At 63.0% G+C, this 19,004-nt stretch carries 14 protein-coding genes and 1 pseudogene; 9 read left to right on the top strand and 6 right to left on the bottom strand.

Features of this window, described 5'->3' with window-relative positions; all coding sequences use genetic code 11:
- Positions 1 to 7: 7 nt before the first annotated feature.
- Positions 8 to 2,689, bottom strand: coding sequence for a bifunctional acetate--CoA ligase family protein/GNAT family N-acetyltransferase (locus FJ426_RS07100; protein ID WP_140824928.1), 2,682 nt, complete (start codon positions 2,687 to 2,689; stop codon positions 8 to 10).
- Between the two features lie 148 nt (positions 2,690 to 2,837).
- Between FJ426_RS07100 and FJ426_RS07095 the strand changes: the two genes are divergently transcribed.
- From FJ426_RS07095 to FJ426_RS07075, 5 genes are all read left to right on the top strand, one after another.
- Positions 2,838 to 4,691, top strand: coding sequence for a heavy metal translocating P-type ATPase (locus tag FJ426_RS07095; RefSeq protein ID WP_140825145.1), 1,854 nt, complete (start codon positions 2,838 to 2,840; stop codon positions 4,689 to 4,691).
- Between the two features lie 28 nt (positions 4,692 to 4,719).
- A complete protein-coding gene (gene trxC, locus FJ426_RS07090) occupies positions 4,720 to 5,169 on the top strand; it encodes a thioredoxin TrxC (protein WP_140824926.1) in 450 nt (149 codons plus the stop codon).
- Between the two features lie 13 nt (positions 5,170 to 5,182).
- Positions 5,183 to 6,436, top strand: a complete 1,254-nt coding sequence (locus FJ426_RS07085; RefSeq protein WP_140824925.1) for an MgtC/SapB family protein — start codon at positions 5,183 to 5,185, stop codon at positions 6,434 to 6,436.
- An 86-nt stretch (positions 6,437 to 6,522) separates the two neighbouring features.
- A complete protein-coding gene (locus FJ426_RS07080; RefSeq protein WP_140824924.1) occupies positions 6,523 to 6,909 on the top strand; it encodes a hypothetical protein in 387 nt (128 codons plus the stop codon).
- Positions 6,910 to 6,941: 32 nt separating this feature from the next.
- Positions 6,942 to 7,532 carry an NAD(P)H-dependent oxidoreductase gene (locus FJ426_RS07075; protein WP_140824922.1) on the top strand — a complete coding sequence of 197 codons (591 nt, stop codon included), beginning with the start codon at positions 6,942 to 6,944 and terminating at the stop codon, positions 7,530 to 7,532.
- 14 nt (positions 7,533 to 7,546) lie between these two features.
- On the opposite strand, the pseudogene FJ426_RS07070 reads toward FJ426_RS07075, so the two are convergent.
- Positions 7,547 to 8,528, bottom strand: a pseudogene (locus FJ426_RS07070) (zinc-dependent alcohol dehydrogenase family protein).
- A gap of 72 nt (positions 8,529 to 8,600) precedes the next feature.
- Positions 8,601 to 9,248: a BON domain-containing protein gene (locus FJ426_RS07065; protein ID WP_140824921.1), complete on the bottom strand. Its 648-nt coding sequence runs from the start codon at positions 9,246 to 9,248 to the stop codon at positions 8,601 to 8,603.
- 231 nt (positions 9,249 to 9,479) lie between these two features.
- On the opposite strand from FJ426_RS07065, the gene arcD reads away from it, so the two are divergent.
- The 4 genes from arcD to arcC are packed head-to-tail and all read left to right on the top strand — an operon-like array spanning position 9,480 to position 14,152.
- On the top strand, positions 9,480 to 10,946 hold the full coding sequence (gene arcD / locus FJ426_RS07060) for an arginine-ornithine antiporter (RefSeq protein WP_140824919.1): 1,467 nt from the start codon (positions 9,480 to 9,482) through the stop codon (positions 10,944 to 10,946).
- The gene (locus FJ426_RS07055; RefSeq protein ID WP_140824917.1) at positions 10,943 to 12,175 is read left to right on the top strand and encodes an arginine deiminase; all 1,233 of its coding nucleotides are present in this window, start codon (positions 10,943 to 10,945) and stop codon (positions 12,173 to 12,175) included. The genes arcD and FJ426_RS07055 overlap by 4 nt, the downstream gene beginning before the upstream one ends.
- A gap of 17 nt (positions 12,176 to 12,192) precedes the next feature.
- Positions 12,193 to 13,194, top strand: a complete 1,002-nt coding sequence (gene argF, locus FJ426_RS07050; RefSeq protein WP_140824914.1) for an ornithine carbamoyltransferase — start codon at positions 12,193 to 12,195, stop codon at positions 13,192 to 13,194.
- 1 nt (position 13,195) lies between these two features.
- Positions 13,196 to 14,152 carry a carbamate kinase gene (gene arcC, locus FJ426_RS07045; protein ID WP_140824911.1) on the top strand — a complete coding sequence of 319 codons (957 nt, stop codon included), beginning with the start codon at positions 13,196 to 13,198 and terminating at the stop codon, positions 14,150 to 14,152.
- A gap of 206 nt (positions 14,153 to 14,358) precedes the next feature.
- On the opposite strand, the gene FJ426_RS07040 is transcribed toward arcC, so the two are convergent.
- The 3 genes from FJ426_RS07040 to FJ426_RS07030 form a co-directional block, all read right to left on the bottom strand.
- Positions 14,359 to 14,763, bottom strand: a complete 405-nt coding sequence (locus tag FJ426_RS07040) for an OsmC family protein (RefSeq protein WP_140824907.1) — start codon at positions 14,761 to 14,763, stop codon at positions 14,359 to 14,361.
- Positions 14,764 to 14,873: 110 nt separating this feature from the next.
- Entirely contained in the window at positions 14,874 to 18,071 is a 3,198-nt protein-coding gene (locus tag FJ426_RS07035) for an efflux RND transporter permease subunit (protein ID WP_140824904.1), read from the bottom strand.
- Entirely contained in the window at positions 18,068 to 18,973 is a 906-nt protein-coding gene (locus FJ426_RS07030) for an efflux RND transporter periplasmic adaptor subunit (protein WP_246675500.1), read from the bottom strand. The genes FJ426_RS07035 and FJ426_RS07030 overlap by 4 nt, the downstream gene beginning before the upstream one ends.
- Positions 18,974 to 19,004 lie beyond the last annotated feature (31 nt).

Genomic DNA, 19,004 nt, shown 5'->3' with positions numbered 1-19,004 from the left:
ATCGGCCTCAACGCAGTTCGAGAATTGCCTCGACAAGGCCGGGTTCACTCGGATGATGCCTTATCGAGAAGCCGAACTCGCGGCACATGACCAGCATTCTCGTGTTCTCACCGAGCATTATCCCTTCGATTCGATCAATCCCATCGGCCTTCGCATAATTGACGAGATGCCGGAGCAATTCCCAACCCAGACCATGACTTTGCAGATCCGTACGCACCAGCAAGGCGTACTCGGCGACAATGTGGTCCGGATCGCAAGACAGGCGGCTGATACCCGCCGGTGCGCCAGTGCTCGTCTCCAGAGCCACGAAAGCCATGTTGCGATCGTAGTCGAGCTGGGTGAGACGCTTCAACATCTGGTCGGAGAAGCTCTTGTGCGGCGACAGAAAACGCAGGCGCAGATCGTCAGGCGAAATCCTGGCAAGGAATTCGGGATAGAGCGCGATGTCGGCAGGCTTGATCGGGCGGACCTTATAGTGCGTGTCGCCCGCCGAAAACGTCTTTTCCCAACCTGAAGGATAAGGCCTGATGGCAAGTGCCGGGTTAGGCCCCGCGTCTTCCACGCGTTCCGGCTCGATCTCGATGCGGGCGTCAAGCGCAATCACGCCCTCGGCGTCGGCCAGCAGCGGATTGATGTCCAACGAAACCAGGCACGGAAAGTCGATGATCATCTGCGACAAGCTGTTGAGTGCAGCAATGATCGATTGCCTGTCTGCCGGCTTGCGATCGCGGAACCCGGCGAGCAGGCGGCCGATCCGCGTTTGCCTGATCAGGTCACCGGAAAGAACGTCGTCGAGCGGCGGCAGCGCGATCGCGGTATCGTCCATCACCTCGACCGCAACGCCACCGGCTCCAAACAGAATGGTCGGGCCGAAAATCGGATCGCGGCTGATACCAAGGATCAATTCCTGCGCCTGTTTCCGCACCACCATGGGCTGGACAGCATAGCCTTCAATATCAGCCTGCGGTTCGGACTTGCGCACGCGCGCCTCGATTGAGCGTGCGGCGTCCCCAGCGGCAGCAGAGGTAGCAATGCCAAGCATGACCCCGCCAATGTCCGACTTGTGCGAGATCGCCTTGGACAACAGCTTGACGACGACCTGCTCGGACGTCTTGAGGAGCCGGCCGGCAGCCGCTTCCACTGCGACAGGAGATCTGGCGACGATCGTCTCGGGCACCGGAATGCCATAGGCGGAAATCGCTGCCTTGGCTTCGGGCTCGGTCAGCATTCGCCGCCCCTCGCTTGCGACCTGCCTGAATATGGCAAGCACGGCTTCCCGATCGCTCGCGACGTCCTCACTGCGGCTCGACGGCGTGCGCATCAATGCCCGCTGGGCACGCGACCAATCGCTAAGGTAGGAGACAGCCATTGCCGCGTCGGCCGGCGTTTCGAAACTGGCGAGGCCGGCATCCTGAAGGGTTAGCCGCCCTTCGCGCGCCGTGTGCTCGCCGAGCCAGCAGGTCAGGATCGGTTTGCCGGCGATCATCCCTTCCCTTGTGAGTCCCGCAACCGCGCTCGCCGCGGCAAGCGGCGAACTCAGCCCCGTCGGACAATTCATCACCAGGACGACGTCCGTTTCAGGGTCGGCCGCCACGGCTTCGACAGCGGCCCTGTAGCGCTTCGGCGGGGCGTCACCGATGATGTCAACCGGATTGGCGTGCGACCAAGTTTGCGGCAACATGGCATTCAGGCGTTCGATCGTGGCCGCCGAAAACGCGGCCAATTCGCCTTTGCAGTCCACGAGTTGATCGATGGCCAATACCCCTGCTCCGCCGCCATTGGTGACGATGCCGACACGGGCTCGTTTGAGTGGCGCAAAGCGGGCTATCGTCTCAGCGGCATCAAAGAGCTCTGTCAGGCCTTTGACGCGCAGTATGCCAGCGCGCAGCAATGCCGCATCGACGACGCGATCGGCGCCCGATAGCGCGCCGGTATGGGTCGCGGCCGCTTTGGCCGATTGCTCGTGCCGGCCCGACTTGATCGCGATCACCGGCTTGATGCGTGCTGCCGCACGGGCAGCCGAGATGAACTTGCGCGGATTGGGAATGGTTTCGAGATACATCACGATGGCGCGCGTGTGCATGTCGCCCGCCAGCATGTCGAGACAGTCTCCCACGTCGACATCCGCCATGTCGCCCAGAGAGACGATCTGCGAGAAACCGACATGGTTGTCCGCCGCCCAGTCTATCAGCGATGTGGCGATGGCGCCGGATTGCGACAGCAGTGCGATGTTGCCGGGTCTGGCGGCCATATGCGCAAATCCGGCATTGAGCCGTAATGGCGGGATCATCAGCCCGACCGTGTTCGGCCCGATGATGCGAAAAAGAGTGGGCTTGGCAGCGTCGAGCATCGCCTGACGCAAGCCGTTCTCGCGCGTCAGCCCGGCGGTGATGACGACCGCCGCCCGCGTGCCCTTTTCAGCAAGATCGCGCACGATGCCGGGAACTGTTTCCGGCGGCGTCACGATGACACCCAGGTCGGGAATCCCTGGCAGGTCGGCCGCCTTCGCGTAGCAGCGTCGACCAGCCACCTGCGAATATTTCGGGTTGACCGGCCAGATATCGCCTTCGAAGCCGCCATTGACGATGTTGTCGAAGACGACACGCCCGACAGAGCCGGCGCGCAGCGATGCCCCGAACACGGCAACCGATTTCGGGGCGAACGCATGTTCGAGATTTCGGATCGTCACCCTCATGTCTCCTGTTCGTGGCGATGATCGTCCATCGATCTTGCCCGTTCATTGCGTTGGATCAAAGCCTTGCCCGGTCATCGCGAGTAACTGTTGCGCGAACTCCCGCGAAGATCAGGCGGCCATCGTTCAGATCGGAAAGCATCGCATGAACGAGTCGGTCCTGCGCCGCGTCTTGTTGGTCATCGCCGTCCTTGGCTTGGCCATCGGGGCCGTTGTTTGGCGGACCGGGCCGTGGCGCATCGAGGCGGACACGATCTGGATGGTGGCAACCCTGCCCGTGGTTGTGGCTCTCGCCATCTCCATTCTGCGCGATTTCTGGATCGGCCGCTTCGGAGTCGATGCAATTGCGTTGGTGTCGATGTCCGCCGCACTGCTACTCGGCCAACCACTGGCGGCAGTGGTGGTCGCCATCATGTATGCCGGCGGTACCGTGCTTGAGGATTTTGCCCGCGGCCGCGCCGAGCGGAACCTCAGGGCACTCACAGACCGGTCGCCGCGTGTCGCACATCGCAAGTCGACACATGGGACAGAAATGATCCCGGTCGAAGAAGTGGCCGTCGGTGACAACCTGCTGGTGCGTGCCGGCGAACTGCTTCCCGTCGACGGCATCCTGCTCGATGCTTCGGCCTCGCTCGACGAGTCGGCGGTGACCGGTGAGCCGCTGCCGGAACGGCGGAAAGCGGGCGACATGCTGCGCAGCGGCACCATCAATGCGGGCGAGACCTTCAGCATGCAGGCTTCTGCCTTGGCAGAGCACAGCACCTACGCCGCGATCGTACGCATGGTGGCTGCGGCGCAGACGGCGAAATCCCCGTTCATCCGCATGGCCGACCGCTTCGCGCTGTTCCTGCTGCCAGCCACTTTGCTGATTTCCGGTGCCGCCTGGTACATCTCCGGCGATCCAATCCGGGCGCTTGCCGTGCTGGTTGTCGCGACACCTTGCCCGCTCATCCTCGCTGCTCCTGTTGCCTTCATCGGCGGCGTATCGCGCGCCGCGCGTGCCGGCATCCTGATGAAAGGCTCAGCGGCGCTGGAAGCCCTCGCGCAGGTTCGGACCGCGATCTTCGACAAGACCGGCACCTTGACCATCGGAGGCGCCGAGCTCCTCGAAATCGAAGCTGCACCCGGCCGAGATGCCAACCATCTGTTGCAACTTCTGGCATCATTGGAACAGGCCTCGCACCATGTCCTTGCCGACTCGATCATCCGGGCGGCGCGCGAAAGCCAGCTGACGCTTTCGCATCCGCATGACGTCCGCGAATATCGCGGTGCGGGCCTGAAGGGCCAAGTCGAAAACATCTCGATCGCGGCGGGATCGCGGGCTCTCGTGCTCGCCGACAAGCCGCTGCCCGAATGGGCGAAAAACGGTGAGGACCGATACCGGGACGAACCGGTGTTGAGGGTTTTTGTCACGCTCGGCAAACACCTTGCCGGCATTTTCACCTTTGGCGATGCGTTGCGTCCCGATGCACGCGACTCGCTCGCCAATCTGCGCTCGGCTGGCATCGCGCGCATGGTCATGCTGACAGGTGATGACGGTGCAGCAGCAAAGCGTGTTTCCTCCAGGCTCGATCTGGATGTCATCGTCGCCGACGCCGTTCCTGCGGATAAGGTCACGACGGTCGTGGCCGAGAAAGCAGCAGCGCCAACAATGATGGTTGGCGATGGCATCAACGATGCGCCTGCCCTTGCCGCCGCGACGGTTGGCGTCGCCATGGGGGCGCGCGGGGCGACGGCCTCTTCCGAAGCAGCGGATGTCATCATTCTCGTCGACCGGCTGGAGTCTGTCGCCGAGGCTGTGCGGATTGCCCAGCGGACGCGTGCGATTGCCCTGCAAAGCATCGTTGTCGGGTTGGCGCTCTCGGCGATAGCAATGATTGCGGCGGCCATGGGGCAGATCACGCCGGTGGCAGGTGCATTGCTTCAGGAAGGGATCGACGTGGCGGTCATCCTCAACGCTCTGCGCACTCTTGGCGACGGACGTCTAGGGCGCGCATAGTGGTCGAGAGCAAAATCGGTGAAGGGCCATGGCACAGCAGAATCTGGTGGTTTGCAGCAAATGTGGTGGGGTCAACCGCCTGCCGCCGGCCCGCAATGCCAGGGAGGCGAAATGCGGAAAGTGCGGGATCAGGCTGTTTTCGGGGCATCCCGAAGACGTCGACGCCGCGACTTTCGATCATCAGATCGCGCGCAGCAGCTTGCCCGTTGTCGTCGATATCTGGGCACCATGGTGCGGCCCCTGCAAGATGATGGCGCCGGCGTATGAAGCGGCAGCAAATGAACTGGAGCCGCATGTTCGCCTGATCAAGCTCAATTCGGACAATGAGCAGGCCATCGCGGCAAGGCTCGACATTCGCGGCATCCCGACAATGATCCTCTTCCATGGTGGGCGCGAAATCGCGCGTACATCCGGCGCAATGACGGCAGGCCAGATCGTCAGGTGGGTTCGTGACCGCCTGCCGACGGTCACCGCCTGAAAGTCGCCGCGCCATGGATCCGCTCATCGCCCGGCTCGGACTGGCCCTGGCAATTGGCCTGCTCGTCGGTTTGGAGCGTGGCTGGCAAGAGCGGGATGCACCCGATCGCAGCCGCACGGCTGGCATTCGCACGTTCGGCATATCCGGCCTGCTCGGCGGCATTCTGGCCGCACTCGCCGAAGCGCTCGATGCGGTATCGGTGCTGGTCGGCGGATTCATCGCTTTTGCCGCTGTCTTCGCCTGGTACAAGGCGCGCGAGGCTGCCCATGACGAAGATTTCAGCGTCACGAGCGTGATCGCTGGCCTCGGCGTTTTCGCGCTTGGCGCGCTTTCCGTCGCCGGTGATTATGGAGCGGCTGCTGCCGGTGGGGCGGCATTGGCGGCAATCCTGGCCAGCCGCGAGGTCCTGCACGGTCTTTTGAAGCGACTGACCTGGGTCGAACTTCGTTCCGCGCTGATCCTGGCGGTGATGACGGCGATCGTGCTGCCCTTACTGCCGAACCGGACGATGGACCCGTGGGGCGGTTTCAATCCGTGGGAGGTCTGGTTCCTGACGGTGCTGATGGCCTCGATTTCGTTCGCCGGCTATGTGGCTGTTCGCATTCTGGGAAATACGCGTGGTCTGCTGGTCAGTTCGCTCGCCGGCGCGATCGTCTCTTCCACCGCCGTGACCTTAGCGCTTGCCCGCAACGCCATGTCGGCAAGCAACCCTCTGCCGCTTGCCGGGGCGGCTTCGCTGGCGGCCATGGTTTCAGTGCTCCGCGTCTGCGCCGTGGTTCTGATCGTCGAGCCAAGCGTGCTCGCATCGGTCGCCATTCCGGCGATTGCCGCAGCGCTCGCCTTCGCTGTCTGCGGCGCGTTGCTGCTGACCCGCGACAAAGGAAGCGGCGAAGGCAGCGCGATTGCGCGCAATCCATTCGAACTGGGCCCTTTGCTGCTCTTTGCCTTGTTCTTTGCGATCGTGGCGACCGCGAGTGCCGGGCTGGCCGCTCAATTCGGCGGGCGCGGTCTGCTGGCGAGTTCGGTGCTGGCAGGCACGTTCGATGTCGACGTCTCGGTGCTCAGTGCCTTGCGGCTGGTCAAGCATTCGGCCCCTGTCGAGACTATCGGCCAAGCGGTGCTGGCGGCACTGGCCGCAAATGCGATCGGTCGCCTGTCATTGGCGGTATTTGCCGGGCCGATTGGGTTCTGGTTGCCGCTGGCCGGCGCAACCTTCGCCGCTGCGACCGCCGGCTACGGCGCCACGTTGTTGCTTGGTCCTGGGTAGAAGCGGGGCGATCGAGTCCTTCTTTGATGCGGATCAAGGGCCAGGTCCGTCCGCCGCTCTATGAAACTCCGTGAAAGGAGTTCGCCATGACCAGTTTGAAGGACCTCACCCCGAAATTCCGCAATGTCCGGCTGTTGCTGGCCCGTGAAAAGGGCCACCCGGAAGGCGACCGCGACGAGGGCTACGACGTGCTGGCCCCGTTGACTGGCGAAGGGCGGATCGATGCGGAAGAGTGGAAATCGCACAGGGCCTCTTGCCGCGTGCGCCGCTTTCGCACCGGCGAGGAGGATTTGATTGGCCGGCTGAGGCGCAAACCTGGTGGACAGTGGTTCTTCGACTACGCCGACGGGGATCGCGACGACGAGATCGGATTTCATCTCGGCGACGAACGGTTCGTGACCGGCGAGTACGTGTCGATTGAGCGCAACGGCGCCATGCACACCTACCAGGTGGCAAGGGTCGAGCGGCCCTGACGGGGCAACGCCAAGCTCTCTGGGAGTAGACGATGTCACGACGCATCCTCATTGTGGTCGGTCATCCCGACCCGTCCCCGGACCGGCTCTGCCGCAATCTCGCCAAGGCCTATGGCGAGGGCGCGGAGAAGGCGGGGCACGCGGTTCGCCGGGTCGATCTGGCAGCGCTTGATTTTCCGATGCTGCGGACGATGCAGGAGTTCGAACATGGTACGGTTCCCGACGAACTGAAGGATGCAGCCGAGGCGATCGTGTGGGCCGAGCACATCGTCTTCGTGTTTCCGCTGTGGCTCGGAACCATGCCGGCTCTGCTCAAGGCATTCCTGGAACAGGTGATGCGGCCAGGGACGGCCTTCGCCTACCCGGACACGGGCGGCGGCTTCACCAAGACACTGCTTCGAGGTCGCTCCGCGCGCGTCGTGGTGACGATGGGTATGCCTTCCGTTCTTTACCGAGTATGGTTCCTTGGACACGGCATCGCCGGCATGAAGCGAAGCATTCTGCATTTTGTCGGCATCAGTCCGGTGCGTGAGACCTTGTTCGGCATGGTCGCCGGCGCCAGCGATGCGACCCGCGCGAACTGGATCAGCCGGATGCGAGATCTCGGCGAGCAGGCCAGATAATCCTCAACTGCTAATCACGGCACCAGAACGGCGGTGCCGCTCAATCTGCCTTGCCTCAGATCGTCCAGTGCCTGATTGGCCTGTTCCAGCGGGTAGACCTTGGTGTGGGTGCGTACCTGCGCGCGCTTGGCAATGGGGAAGAACTCTTCGGCATCGCGGCGCGTCAGGTTTGCCACCGACACCAGTTCACGCTCTCCCCAGAGCAACTCGTAGGCCATGGCCGGAATGTCGCTCATGTGGATGCCGCCACAAACCACCCGGCCGCCCTTGCGGACCGCACCAAGCGATCGGCACCAGGTCACCCACAGGAGCGAAGATGATCGCGGCATCGAGCTGCCTGGGCGGAAGTTGATCCGAACCGCCTGCCCAGGTCGCTCCGAGCGAGCGAGCGAAATCCTGTGCTTGCTCGTCACCGGGCCGGGTAACAGCGAAAATCTCACGGCCTTGCCAGATCGCGATCTGAGCGACGATATGCGCGGCGGCGCCGAAGCCGTAAATCCCAAGCCGCTTGCCATCACCGGCCTTCTTCAGGCATCGCCAGCCGATCAGGCCGGCGCACAGCAACGGCGCCAGCGATACGGGATCGGCATCCCGGTCCGGATCGAAGGCAAATTGCGCGTCGGCAATGACATGGCTGGCGAAGCCGCCATCGCGTGTGTAGCCCGTGAAATCTGGCTGATCGCAAAGATTTTCATGTCCTGTGGCGCAGTAGGGACAATGCCCGCAAGTGTGCCCGAGCCATGGTACGCCAACTCGGCGTCCCACCCTCGACCGCGCGACACCCTTGCCGACAGAATCGATTATGCCAACAATCTCGTGACCCGGAATCAGCGGCAGTTTTGGACAACGCAGATCACCGTCAGTGACGTGCAGGTCGGTGCGACAGACGGCGCATGCCTCAACCTTCAACCTGATTTCACCGGGTCCAGCTACGGGATTGGGTCTTTCAATCAGCTTCAAGGGCATGCCGATGCTTTCGAGCACCATCGCTCTCATGACAACTCCTGGAGTTCGCCGCAAGAAACAAGTGCGCGGATCACGCTCGCTTCCCTTTGACGTTCCGAGGCATCAAGCGATTGTAATGTGGTCTTCGACCATACGCACTCCGGGCACAGCCCAGGCGGCGCGCTCTGTTGTGCGACGTTCGGCCCAGCTGTTGACCTTGCCCTTCAACGTGACCTTGCCGTCGGATACGTTGACTTCTATCGCCTTCGACTCGACTTCAGCGCTGCGTTTCAACGCGTCCTCGATGCGTTTCTTCACATCCGACGCCGATGCGTGCGGTAGCACCTCGATGCTGTTGTGCACCCCGAGCACGCCCGCCAAGTATCGAATGGCAGCGAACGCGGCGGATCTCTGGTACTGCCACTCCACCTTGCCGGTCAGCGTCACCCAGCCATTCTGGACTCTTACCTGTACCGCTCCGTCTGGAACGACGGTATTCCAGCTGATCGAGTGCAAAGCGCGCTTGGCAATCTCGTCGTCGGCTGTCAGATTGCAGCCGACTGGTCGCACTTCGATCTCCTGCGCGATACCCTTCACACCCTTGACGCGGCGTACCGCGTCTTCCGCGGTTGCCTTTTGCGCATAGGTCGACACATGGCCGGTCAGCGTGACCACGCCGTTGTCCACGGCGACGCCGATATTGGCCGCGTCGATGCTTGGCTGGAACTCCAATTCATCGATGATGTCCTGCCTCAAGATATTGTTGTTCATGGTTGCATCTCTTCTTGTGGGCGGGCCACGCTCGCCCGGTTAAACGAACTGACTATGCAGTGCCGAGTTCGTGTCGACGTTGATGAGGATCAAACGATCGCCGATTGAGCGCGGTGCGTGACCTCAACGCGCAGCTTTGGAAATCACCTTTTGATTGACCCGCATCAAAGATGGCAGTGCGGAACTCCTGTCTATTGCCTCCCATCAGGGCTTCAAATTTGGGAGAGCATCATGACTACGGCGGACATCAACATTCGTGTTCGGAAAGTCGCGACCGCGTTGCCGTCAAAACTTCGATTGGGTTCCCTGACCGCACTGGTGATCGGCTCGATGGTCGGCTCTGGAGTGTTCAGCCTACCGCAGAACATGGCGGCGGGTGCTGGCCCGCTTGCAATCCTGATTGGTTGGGCCATCACTGCGGTCGGGATGCTGGCGTTGGTCTTCGTCTATCAATCGCTCGCCACCCGCAAATCCGAACTCGACGCCGGGCCCTACGCTTACGCCAAGGCCGGCTTCGGTCCTTTCATCGGCTTCAACAGCGCCTGGGGCTATTGGATCAGCGCCTGGGTCGGCAATGTCTCGTATGCGGTGATCGTATTCAGCGCCCTGTCCTACTTCTTCCCCGCCTTCGGCGATGGGAATACCTGGCAGGCGGTGCTCGGCGCATCGATCCTGCTGTGGCTCATTCACTTCCTCGTTCTCTCAGGCATCCGGCAGGCCGCGGTCGTCAACACCGTCGTGACCGTGGCGAAGATTGCTCCGGTCATCCTCTTCGTCGGGGTCATCGCCGTCGCCTTTAAACTGCAGGTCTGGTCGCTCGATTTCAACGGGCTTGGCAACGCCTCTCTCGGCACCATCGCCGCGCAGGTCAAGAGCACGATGCTGGTGACGCTGTGGGTCTTCATCGGCATCGAAGGCGCCAGCGTGTTTTCCGGCCGTGCCGAGCGCCGCAAGGACATCGCAACGGCGACGGTTCTCGGCTTCTTCACCTGTCTCGCGCTCTATGCCCTGGTTTCACTGCTGTCGCTCGGCATCCTCGGCCAGCCTGAACTCGCCGCGCTGAAGAACCCTTCCATGGCGGGCGTGCTGGAGGCGGTGGTCGGTCCCTGGGGCGCCGTTATCATCAATCTTGCACTCGTTGTCTCGGTCATCGGGGCCTTCCTGAGCTGGACCTTGCTCGCCGCCGAAATACCGCATGTCGCCGGCAAGGACGGGACGATGCCGAGGTTCTTCGGCCGGGAAAGCGAGCGCGGCGTTCCCTCGACATCGCTGCTGATCACCAACGTGCTCGTCCAGGCCTTCCTCGTGATCACGCTCTTTGCGCAGGGCACCTACCAGGCGCTGTTCTATATCGCATCGGCCGCTATCCTGGTGCCTTACATCTTTTCGGGAGCCTACGCGGCCAAGCTGGCCCTGACCGGGGAAAGCTATGAAAGCGGCGAACAGCGCGCAGGACCACTCGTAGCCGGTGTGCTGGCGACAATCTATGGACTGTGGCTCGTCTATGCGGCCGGACCTGCGTACCTGTTCATGTGCGCGATCCTCTATGCGCCGGGAATCATCTTCTACATCTGGGCGCGCCGCGAAACCAACCAGCGCGTGTTCCACCCTGTCGAAGCAGCGCTCGCCGCAGCGATTGTCGTCGCGGGTATCGCTGCCGCCTACCTCATCTGGAACGGGAGCATTAGCCCATTATGAACGCACCTGTCACAACGGTCAGACTCGGCGCCTTTTCTGAAATCGGCCGGCTCCGCGAGGTGCTGGTGCACCGCCCCGATCTTAGCCTGCAAAGGCTGACGCCGGACAATTGCAAGGCGTTGCTCTTCGACGATGTCCTTTGGGTCAAGAAGGCCCGGCAGGAGCATGATGTCTTTGTCGACGCACTGCGCGAGCGCGGCGTGCTGGTGCATTCGTTCGGGAGACTGCTGGCCGAGACCGTCAACCTGACCGAGGCTCGCGACTGGCTTCTCGACCGCCGGATTCATCCCGGCGTCGTCGGGCTCGACATGGTCAACGAGATGCGCGGGTGGCTCGACGAAATGCCATCCGAACAGCTGGCGGCCTATCTTGTCGGCGGCATCGCCCGTGCAGAGCTTCCGTTCGAACCCAAGGGATTGACCGGAAGGACGCTCGCGCCCCAGGATTTCGTGCTTCCGCCGCTGCCGAACCAGCTTTTCACCAGGGACAGCTCCTGCTGGATCTACGGCTCGGTCTCGGTCAACGCCATGTACTGGCCCGCAAGGCGGCCAGAAGCGGCCAATGTCGAAGCGGTGTACCGCTACCATCCCCGCTTTAGTGACAGCGGCATCCCTTTCGTTTCGCCCGACCTGGGAACAGGCACCAGCCTGGAGGGCGGTGACGTCATGCCGATCGGCGACGGAACGGTTATCGTCGGCATGGGAGAACGCACGACGCCGCAGGCGGTAGGCGACCTCGCGCGCAAGCTGTTCGCGGCCGGTGAAGCGACTCGCGTGATCGCTGCGCTGATGCCGCGGGATCGCAGTTTCATGCATCTCGACACCGTCTTCACCTTCTGCGACCGCGATCTGGTCACCATGTATCCGCCCGTGGTCGAGCGGCTGCGCAGCTTCTCGCTTCGACCAGGAGACGGAGAGGCAGCAGTCGAAGTTACAGAAGAAACCAAGCCGTTCACGGCGGTGGTTACCGAAGCGCTCGGATTGAAATCGCTGCGGATCATCGCCACCGGCGGGGACCGCTACGAGGCCGAACGCGAGCAATGGGATGACGGCAATAACGTCGTTGCGGTCGAGCCTGGCGTGGTCATCGGCTACGACCGCAATGTCTACACCAACACCCTTTTGCGCCGGGCAGGAATTGAAGTGATCACAGTCGAGGGCGCTGAACTCAGCCGCGGGCGCGGCGGCGGGCACTGCATGACCTGCCCGATTGCCCGCGACCCGATCTGACCCGAAAGGAAGTTCCCATGTCGATCAATCTTCACGGCCGCTCCGTCCTCACGCTCGACGATCTCGCGGCCGATGAGATCCGCTTTCTTCTGAAGCTGGCCGCGGATCTCAAGGCGGCCAAGCTCGCCGGTCATGAGATACCGCGTCTTGTCAGAAAGAACATCGCGCTGATCTTCGAGAAGGATTCGACGCGCACGCGGACCGGGTTCGAGGTGGCGGCCTATGACCAGGGCGCCCATGTCACCTATTTCGGACCGAGCGGCAGTCATATCGGCCACAAGGAATCCATGAAGGACACGGCCCGTGTGCTCGGCCGCATGTATGACGCGATCGAGTATCGCGGCTTTGGCCAGCATCAAGCCGAACTGCTTGCAATGCACGCTGGCGTGCCGGTCTACAACGGCCTCACCGACGAGGCGCATCCGACGCAGATCCTCGCCGATCTGATGACCATGCGCGAGTTCACCCACAGGCACCTGTCGGACATGACCGTCACCTTCGTCGGCGAGGGTCGCGACAATGTCGCTTTGTCGCTGGCGCTGGGCGCAGCCAAGGTCGGTATCGACATGCGCATCGCCTCGCCGAGAGAACTCTGGCCAGATGAAGAATTCTGCGCCCATGTCAGGGAACTGGCGCAACGCAGCGGTGGCCGCTTCAGGCTGGACGAGGACGTAGAGGGCTGCGTCCGGGATGCCGATTTCATCTATACCGACGTTTGGATGTCGATGGGCGAGGACAAATCAGGCTGGGCAGAGCGCATTCGCCTTCTGACGCCATACCGCGTCACCAGCGAGGTTATGGCCGCCGCCGGCAACCCTCACGTCAAATTCATGCATTGCCTGCCAGCCTTCCACGACACCAATACCGAGATCGGCGCGTTCATCGCGAAGGAATACGGCATCGACTGCATGGAAGTCACCGACGAGGTGTTCGAGTCGGCTGCGTCCATCGTTTTCGACCAGGCCGAAAATCGAATGCACACGATCAAAGCCCTGCTCGTCGCCACGATCGGCAACTGAGATGCTGATCGTCGTCGCGTTGGGCGGAAACGCACTGCTACGCCGTGGCGAACCGATGACGGCCGGGAACCAGCGCGCCAACATCAAACGCGCCGCATCAGTGCTCGTGGAACTCATCGGCGAAGGACACTCGGTTGTAGTTACGCACGGCAACGGCCCGCAGGTCGGCCTGCTCGCCCTCCAGGCCGCAGCCAGCCCGGGCGATGGGACGTTTCCCCTCGACGTGCTTGGGGCGGAGAGCGCCGGCATGATCGGATATGTGATCGAGCAGGAGCTCGGCAACCTCCTCAAGCAGAGGCTGTTCGCAACCCTGCTGACACAGGTGAAGGTGAACCCGAACGATCCGGCCTTCGGCCACCCGACGAAGCCGATAGGGCCGGTCTACGATGAGGTGACGGCTCGCAGGCTTGCGGCGGAGCGTGGCTGGCAGATAGCGCCCGATGGCGACAAATGGCGCCGCGTCGTGCCTTCGCCCAAGCCGCTGGTGATCCTGGAAGCATCGGTGATCTCGTTCCTGGTCGAGCGCGGCGTGATCGTCATCTGCACCGGCGGCGGCGGGGTTCCAGTAATAACCCGTGATGACGGCAGTCTTTGCGGTGTGGAAGCAGTTATCGACAAGGATCTGGCAAGCTCGCTTCTCGCTCGCGAGTTGAAGGCAGACATGCTGCTGATGCTGACGGATGTCGACGCCGTCTACGTCGACTACGGAACAGCGGCCGCTCGGGCGCTCCGGCGCGTGAGCCCCAAGGAGCTATCGGGCAGGACTTTTCCGGCCGGCTCCATGGGACCAAAGGTCAGCGCTGCAATCGAATTCATTGAAGCGACAGGCAAGTCTGCTGCAATCGGCAAGCTCGAGGACGCCGTTGAAATTGTCAGAGGGGAATGCGGCACCTGGTTCGAGGCCAGCGCTCTATTCCCCCCGAAACCTTGGGCCACCGGCACGACACCGATGACTTAATTGGTGCCATGGCCTTTGGCGCATTTCGGGCACATCGTACGGGAGAAATACCGCGCGGCTCCTCTCGCCACCCACAGCGGTATTTGACTGCATCGGCGCCGCCCCGACAGCACGCTGACGATCAGGTTGGCGGTCGAGACGATGCCGTCATTGGCCCACAAGCGGCGCACTGCCAGCTGATCGGGGACAGATTGTCATGCGGCTGCTCATGTTTTTCTGCGGATCGTGCCCGCGAGTTTCGTAGCCGCAGCGACAGTATTGGAAATCGTGCCGTACTTGCGGACATTCTTGTGCAGCAGTTCCAGCCGCTGGTCGGTTTCCTCGGTGTCGACCACAAGTTCATAGTCGATCGAGGCAATTCCCGGCGGGCTGTCTCGCCGAACGGCATGCAACGCAACCTTGACGCCGCGTAGCTTGAAACCGAGCATCGGCGTGACGCGCTCGATGCCCTTGATCATGCAGGCTGCGATGGCCGCCAGAAGCAATTCGGCTGGATTGAAGGCATCGGCCCGGCCCTTGAGACAGGTGTCGAGAACAAGGGCGGCGTTCTTGGTCGTGGCCACGCTGCCTCGTGCATCGGTCCGTCTGGCCTCAACGCTATATTCGAACATGGTGCCACCTGCTTCGCCGCCGGCCTGGCGGGCGACGTTCTGGCGTTTCTAGCCTCTTTTCAGGAGCCCGGTGTTGATCCAGGTCAGGGTCCCGGCCACTCTGTTCCCGTTCACGTGCGCAGCACCCGATAGATCGCGGGGATGACCAGCACGGTCAGCAGGGTCGAGGAGGCGAGACCAAACAACAGCGAGATCGCCAGTCCCTGGAAGATCGGATCGCTCAGGATCACCGCCGCGCCTATCATGGCGGCAAGTGCCGTCAGCAGGATCGGCTTGAACCTAATCGCGCCGGCCTTAATCAAAATGTCAGCCAGCGGCCTATCCGGCGACGCCGCGTGCCGAATGAAGTCGACCAGCAGGATCGAATTGCGCACGATGATGCCTGCCAACGCGATGAAGCCGATCATCGAGGTGGCCGTGAAAGGCGCGCCGAACAGCCAATGCCCACCGAGGATGCCGATGAAGGTCAGCGGGATCGGCGTCAGGATGACCAGCGGCACCTTGAACGAACCGAACTGGGCGACGACCAATATGTAGATGCCGAGCAGCGCGACGCCGAAGGCCGCTCCCATGTCGCGGAAGGTCACCCAGGTGACTTCCCATTCCCCGTCCCAAAGCAGCGTCGGCTTGCTTTCGTCCTCCGGCTGGCCATGCAGCGAGATTGCGGGCTTCTGCAGTCTGGTCCAGTCCTGCGCGTCGATTGCCTTGCCGACGGCGAGCATGCCGTAAAGCGGCGCCTCGAAGCTACCGGCAAGCTCGGCCGTCACCATCTCGGCGGCGTGGCCATTGTGCCGGAACACCGGGAAAGAGGCGCGTTCCGGCACTATGCGCACGACGTCGCCCAACTCGACCACACCGCGATCGCCGGGCAGCACATTCGCCGGAATGGGCGTGGTGAGGAAGCGTTCGTCGAGCGTCCTCTCGCCCTTCGGCCGCTCGATGCGGATCGGAATTGGCTGGCGGCCGCCGCCGCGATGCGAGTAGCCGACGGTCTCGCCGCCATTGAGAACGGCAATAGTGTTAAACACATCGCTGTCCTCGACATGGAAAAACTCGGCATCGTCGGTGGAAATTGTGGCGCGCAGCCGGCGCGCCGGCTGGCCCCAGGAATTATCGACGTCGACGATGAAGGGCACCGACCGGAACGCCGCTTCGACCTTGGCTGCAACCTTGCGACGCGTCTCGCCGTCTGGCCCGTAGATTTCTGTCAGCAATGTCGCCATGACCGGCGGCCCGGGCGGCGGCTCGACGACCTTCAAGCTGCTGCCTGCGGGAACGGCAAGCGCGGTGATGCGACGGCGAATTTCCAGCGCGATGTCATGGCTCGAACGGCTACGTTGCGACTTCGGCGAGAGATTGATCGCGACATCTCCCTGCTGCGGCTCGCTGCGCAAGAAGGAATGCCGGACAAGGCCGTTGAAATTGAATGGCGCCGCGGTTCCGGCATGTGTCTGGACCGACCGAACCTCGTTCAGCTCGAGAACCTTGGCCGCAACAGCCTGCGCCACCGCGTCGGTGGCCTCGACGGAAGACCCTTCAGGCAGGTCGATGGTCACCGAAAGTTCGGACTTATTGTCGAAGGGCAGGAGCTTGACGGTCACGTGCTCAGTGTAGAACAGCGCGAGCGAGCCGAGCGTCAGCACGCCAACGGCAAGCAGGAAGACCCAGCTCGCCTTCTTCGAGGCCAGGATAGGCCGCGCGACCACGGTGTAGACATGGCCGAGCAGCCCTCCGCCACCATGATCGCGATGGGCGTCGACCGGTGCCCGTCCGGCGAGCTTCAACATCAGCCACGGCGTCACCATCACCGCGACGAAGAAGGAGAAGATCATGGCCGCCGAGGCATTGGCCGGGATCGGGCTCATATACGGGCCCATCATTCCCGAGACGAATAGCATCGGCAGCAGCGCGGCGACCACGGTCAAGGTGGCGACGATGGTCGGGTTGCCGACTTCCGCCACCGCCTCGATCGCCGCCTGCCGGCGATCGCGCGTATCGCCCATGGCCCAATGGCGCGAGATGTTCTCGATGACCACGATGGCGTCGTCGACGAGAATGCCGATGGAGAAGATCAGCGCGAACAGGGAGACGCGGTTCAGCGTGTAGCCCATGACGCGCGAGGCAAACAGCGTGAGCAGGATGGTCACCGGAATGACGACGGCCACGACCATGGCTTCGCGGCGGCCGATGGCGACCCAGACCAGCAGGATGATCGAGATCGTCGCCAGGCCGAGGTGATAGAGGAGCTCGTTGGCCTTGTCGTTGGCAGTCTCGCCATAGTTGCGCGTCACGTCGATCGAGACATCACTAGGGATCAGGCCGCCCTGGAGCAGGACGACCCGGTGCAGGATCGCGTCGGCGACGGAGACCGCGTTCGATCCGGCGCGCTTGGAAATGGCGAGCGTGACCGACGGCACGCGCTCGATGCCAGCGCCGGCCCTGGTGACCGTGGACACCAGCGCATCTCCAGTGTCGGTGGCGAAGGCGACGTCGGCGACGTCGCGGACATAGACGGGGCGGTTGTCGCGCGAGGTCAAGAGCAGGTTGCCGATTTGGTCGGGCGAGGCCAGCGTCTCGCCGGCGACGATGTCGATCTGCTCGCCCTGATCGCGCACGCGCCCGGCCGGAAAGGCCTTGTTCGCTCCAGAGACTTTGGCCGCGAGCTGCTGCAGAGTCACGCCGTAAAGGGCGAGCTTTTGCGGGTTGGGGTCGACTCGGATGATCTCACCAGCATCCCCGACCAGATAGGTCAGGCCGACATTGTCGATCTTGGCGATCTCGGTGCGCAGCTCGCGCGCGATGCGGGTGAGGTCGTTGGCCGTCATGCGCGCGGCCGCCTCCGGCTTCGGCGACAGCGTCAGCGTGACGATGGCGACGTCGTCGATGCCACGGCCGACAATCAGCGGCTCGGGCACACCGACGGGGATGCGACCCATATTGGCGCGCACCTTGTCGTGGACGCGCAGCACAGCGGCGTCGGACGAGGTGCCGACAACGAAGCGGGCGGTGACCATCACCTGGTCGTCGCGGCTTTGCGAATAGACGTGCTCGACCCCGTCGATGCCCTTGACGATCGTCTCCAGTGGCTCAGTGACCAGCTTGACGGCGTCATCGGCCTTCAGCCCGTCGGCGCGCACGAAGATATCGACCATCGGCACCGAAATCTGTGGCTCCTCTTCGCGCGGCAGCGTGAGTAGCGCCACCAGGCCGAAGGCGAAAGCGGCAATCAGGAACAACGGCGTCAGCGGCGAGGCGATGAAGGCCCGCGTCAGGGCGCCAGCGATGCCGAAGGAGGCAGGACCCTTCACGGCGCGACCACGACGTCGCCGGCCGCAAGTCCGGTCAGGATCTCGACATAGTCGCCGTCGGTGCGCGTCGTCCGCTCTCCGGTGACCACCGCCCGCTCGGTTTCCGCACCGTCCGCAGCGACGTGCACGAAATCGATTCCCGAACGGGTCATGATCGCCGCTGTGGGCACTAGCAGCGCGGCGCGCTCGCCGACCGGCAATTCAACAAGCACGCGGGCGTCGATGAAATCGGTATCGAGATCGTCGACCTCGACGTCGGCGATGACGCGACCGTTGTCGATTTGCGGATAGATCTTGGCGAGGCGGCCGGCGGACTCCTTGCCATTGGTATTGATCCGGATGGCGGCACCCTGCTTCAGTGTCGCCGCATACCGCTCGGGCACGGCCAGCCGAAGAAACACGCCGCCGCCGCCGATGGTCGCCACCACTTCACCGGCCATGATCACTCCGCCGCGCGTGACCGGCACTGTCAGCACACGGCCATCGCCCGGGGCAAAGATGTCGCCTTCGGCGCCCTGCTGCACGATCACCGATCGCTGGGCCCCGGTTGCGGCAAGCTGGTTGCGCGCGACGTCGACCTCAGTACGCAGCTGATCGAGGCGCTGCACGGTCATGACGCCCTTGTCGACCAGCGTCTGGCCGCGGGCCAGTTCGGACTGCGCCGTACCCATCTGTGCCTTCAGGGCGCGAAGTTGCGCGTCCAGCGCCGCGACCTGAAAGGCAATTTTGTCGTCCTGGACAGTGGCGATCTTCTGCCCCGCCTTGACCATCTCGCCCTCAGTGACGGCGAGATCGACGATGAGGCCGCCGATGCGCGCACGTGCGGGGATAGCGTTGCGCGCTTCTACGCGTCCATAAACTGCCTTCCATTCAGTTATCGTCGTCGGGGCGAGCGTCAGCATGCCGGCCACCGCCGGCGAGCATGCCAGCAGC

This window comes from Mesorhizobium sp. B2-6-4 (assembly GCF_006441495.1).
Taxonomy (GTDB): Bacteria; Pseudomonadota; Alphaproteobacteria; order Rhizobiales; family Rhizobiaceae; genus Mesorhizobium.
Note: the sequence above shows the minus strand (reverse complement) of the source record. Positions and strands in the feature narration are given on the sequence as shown.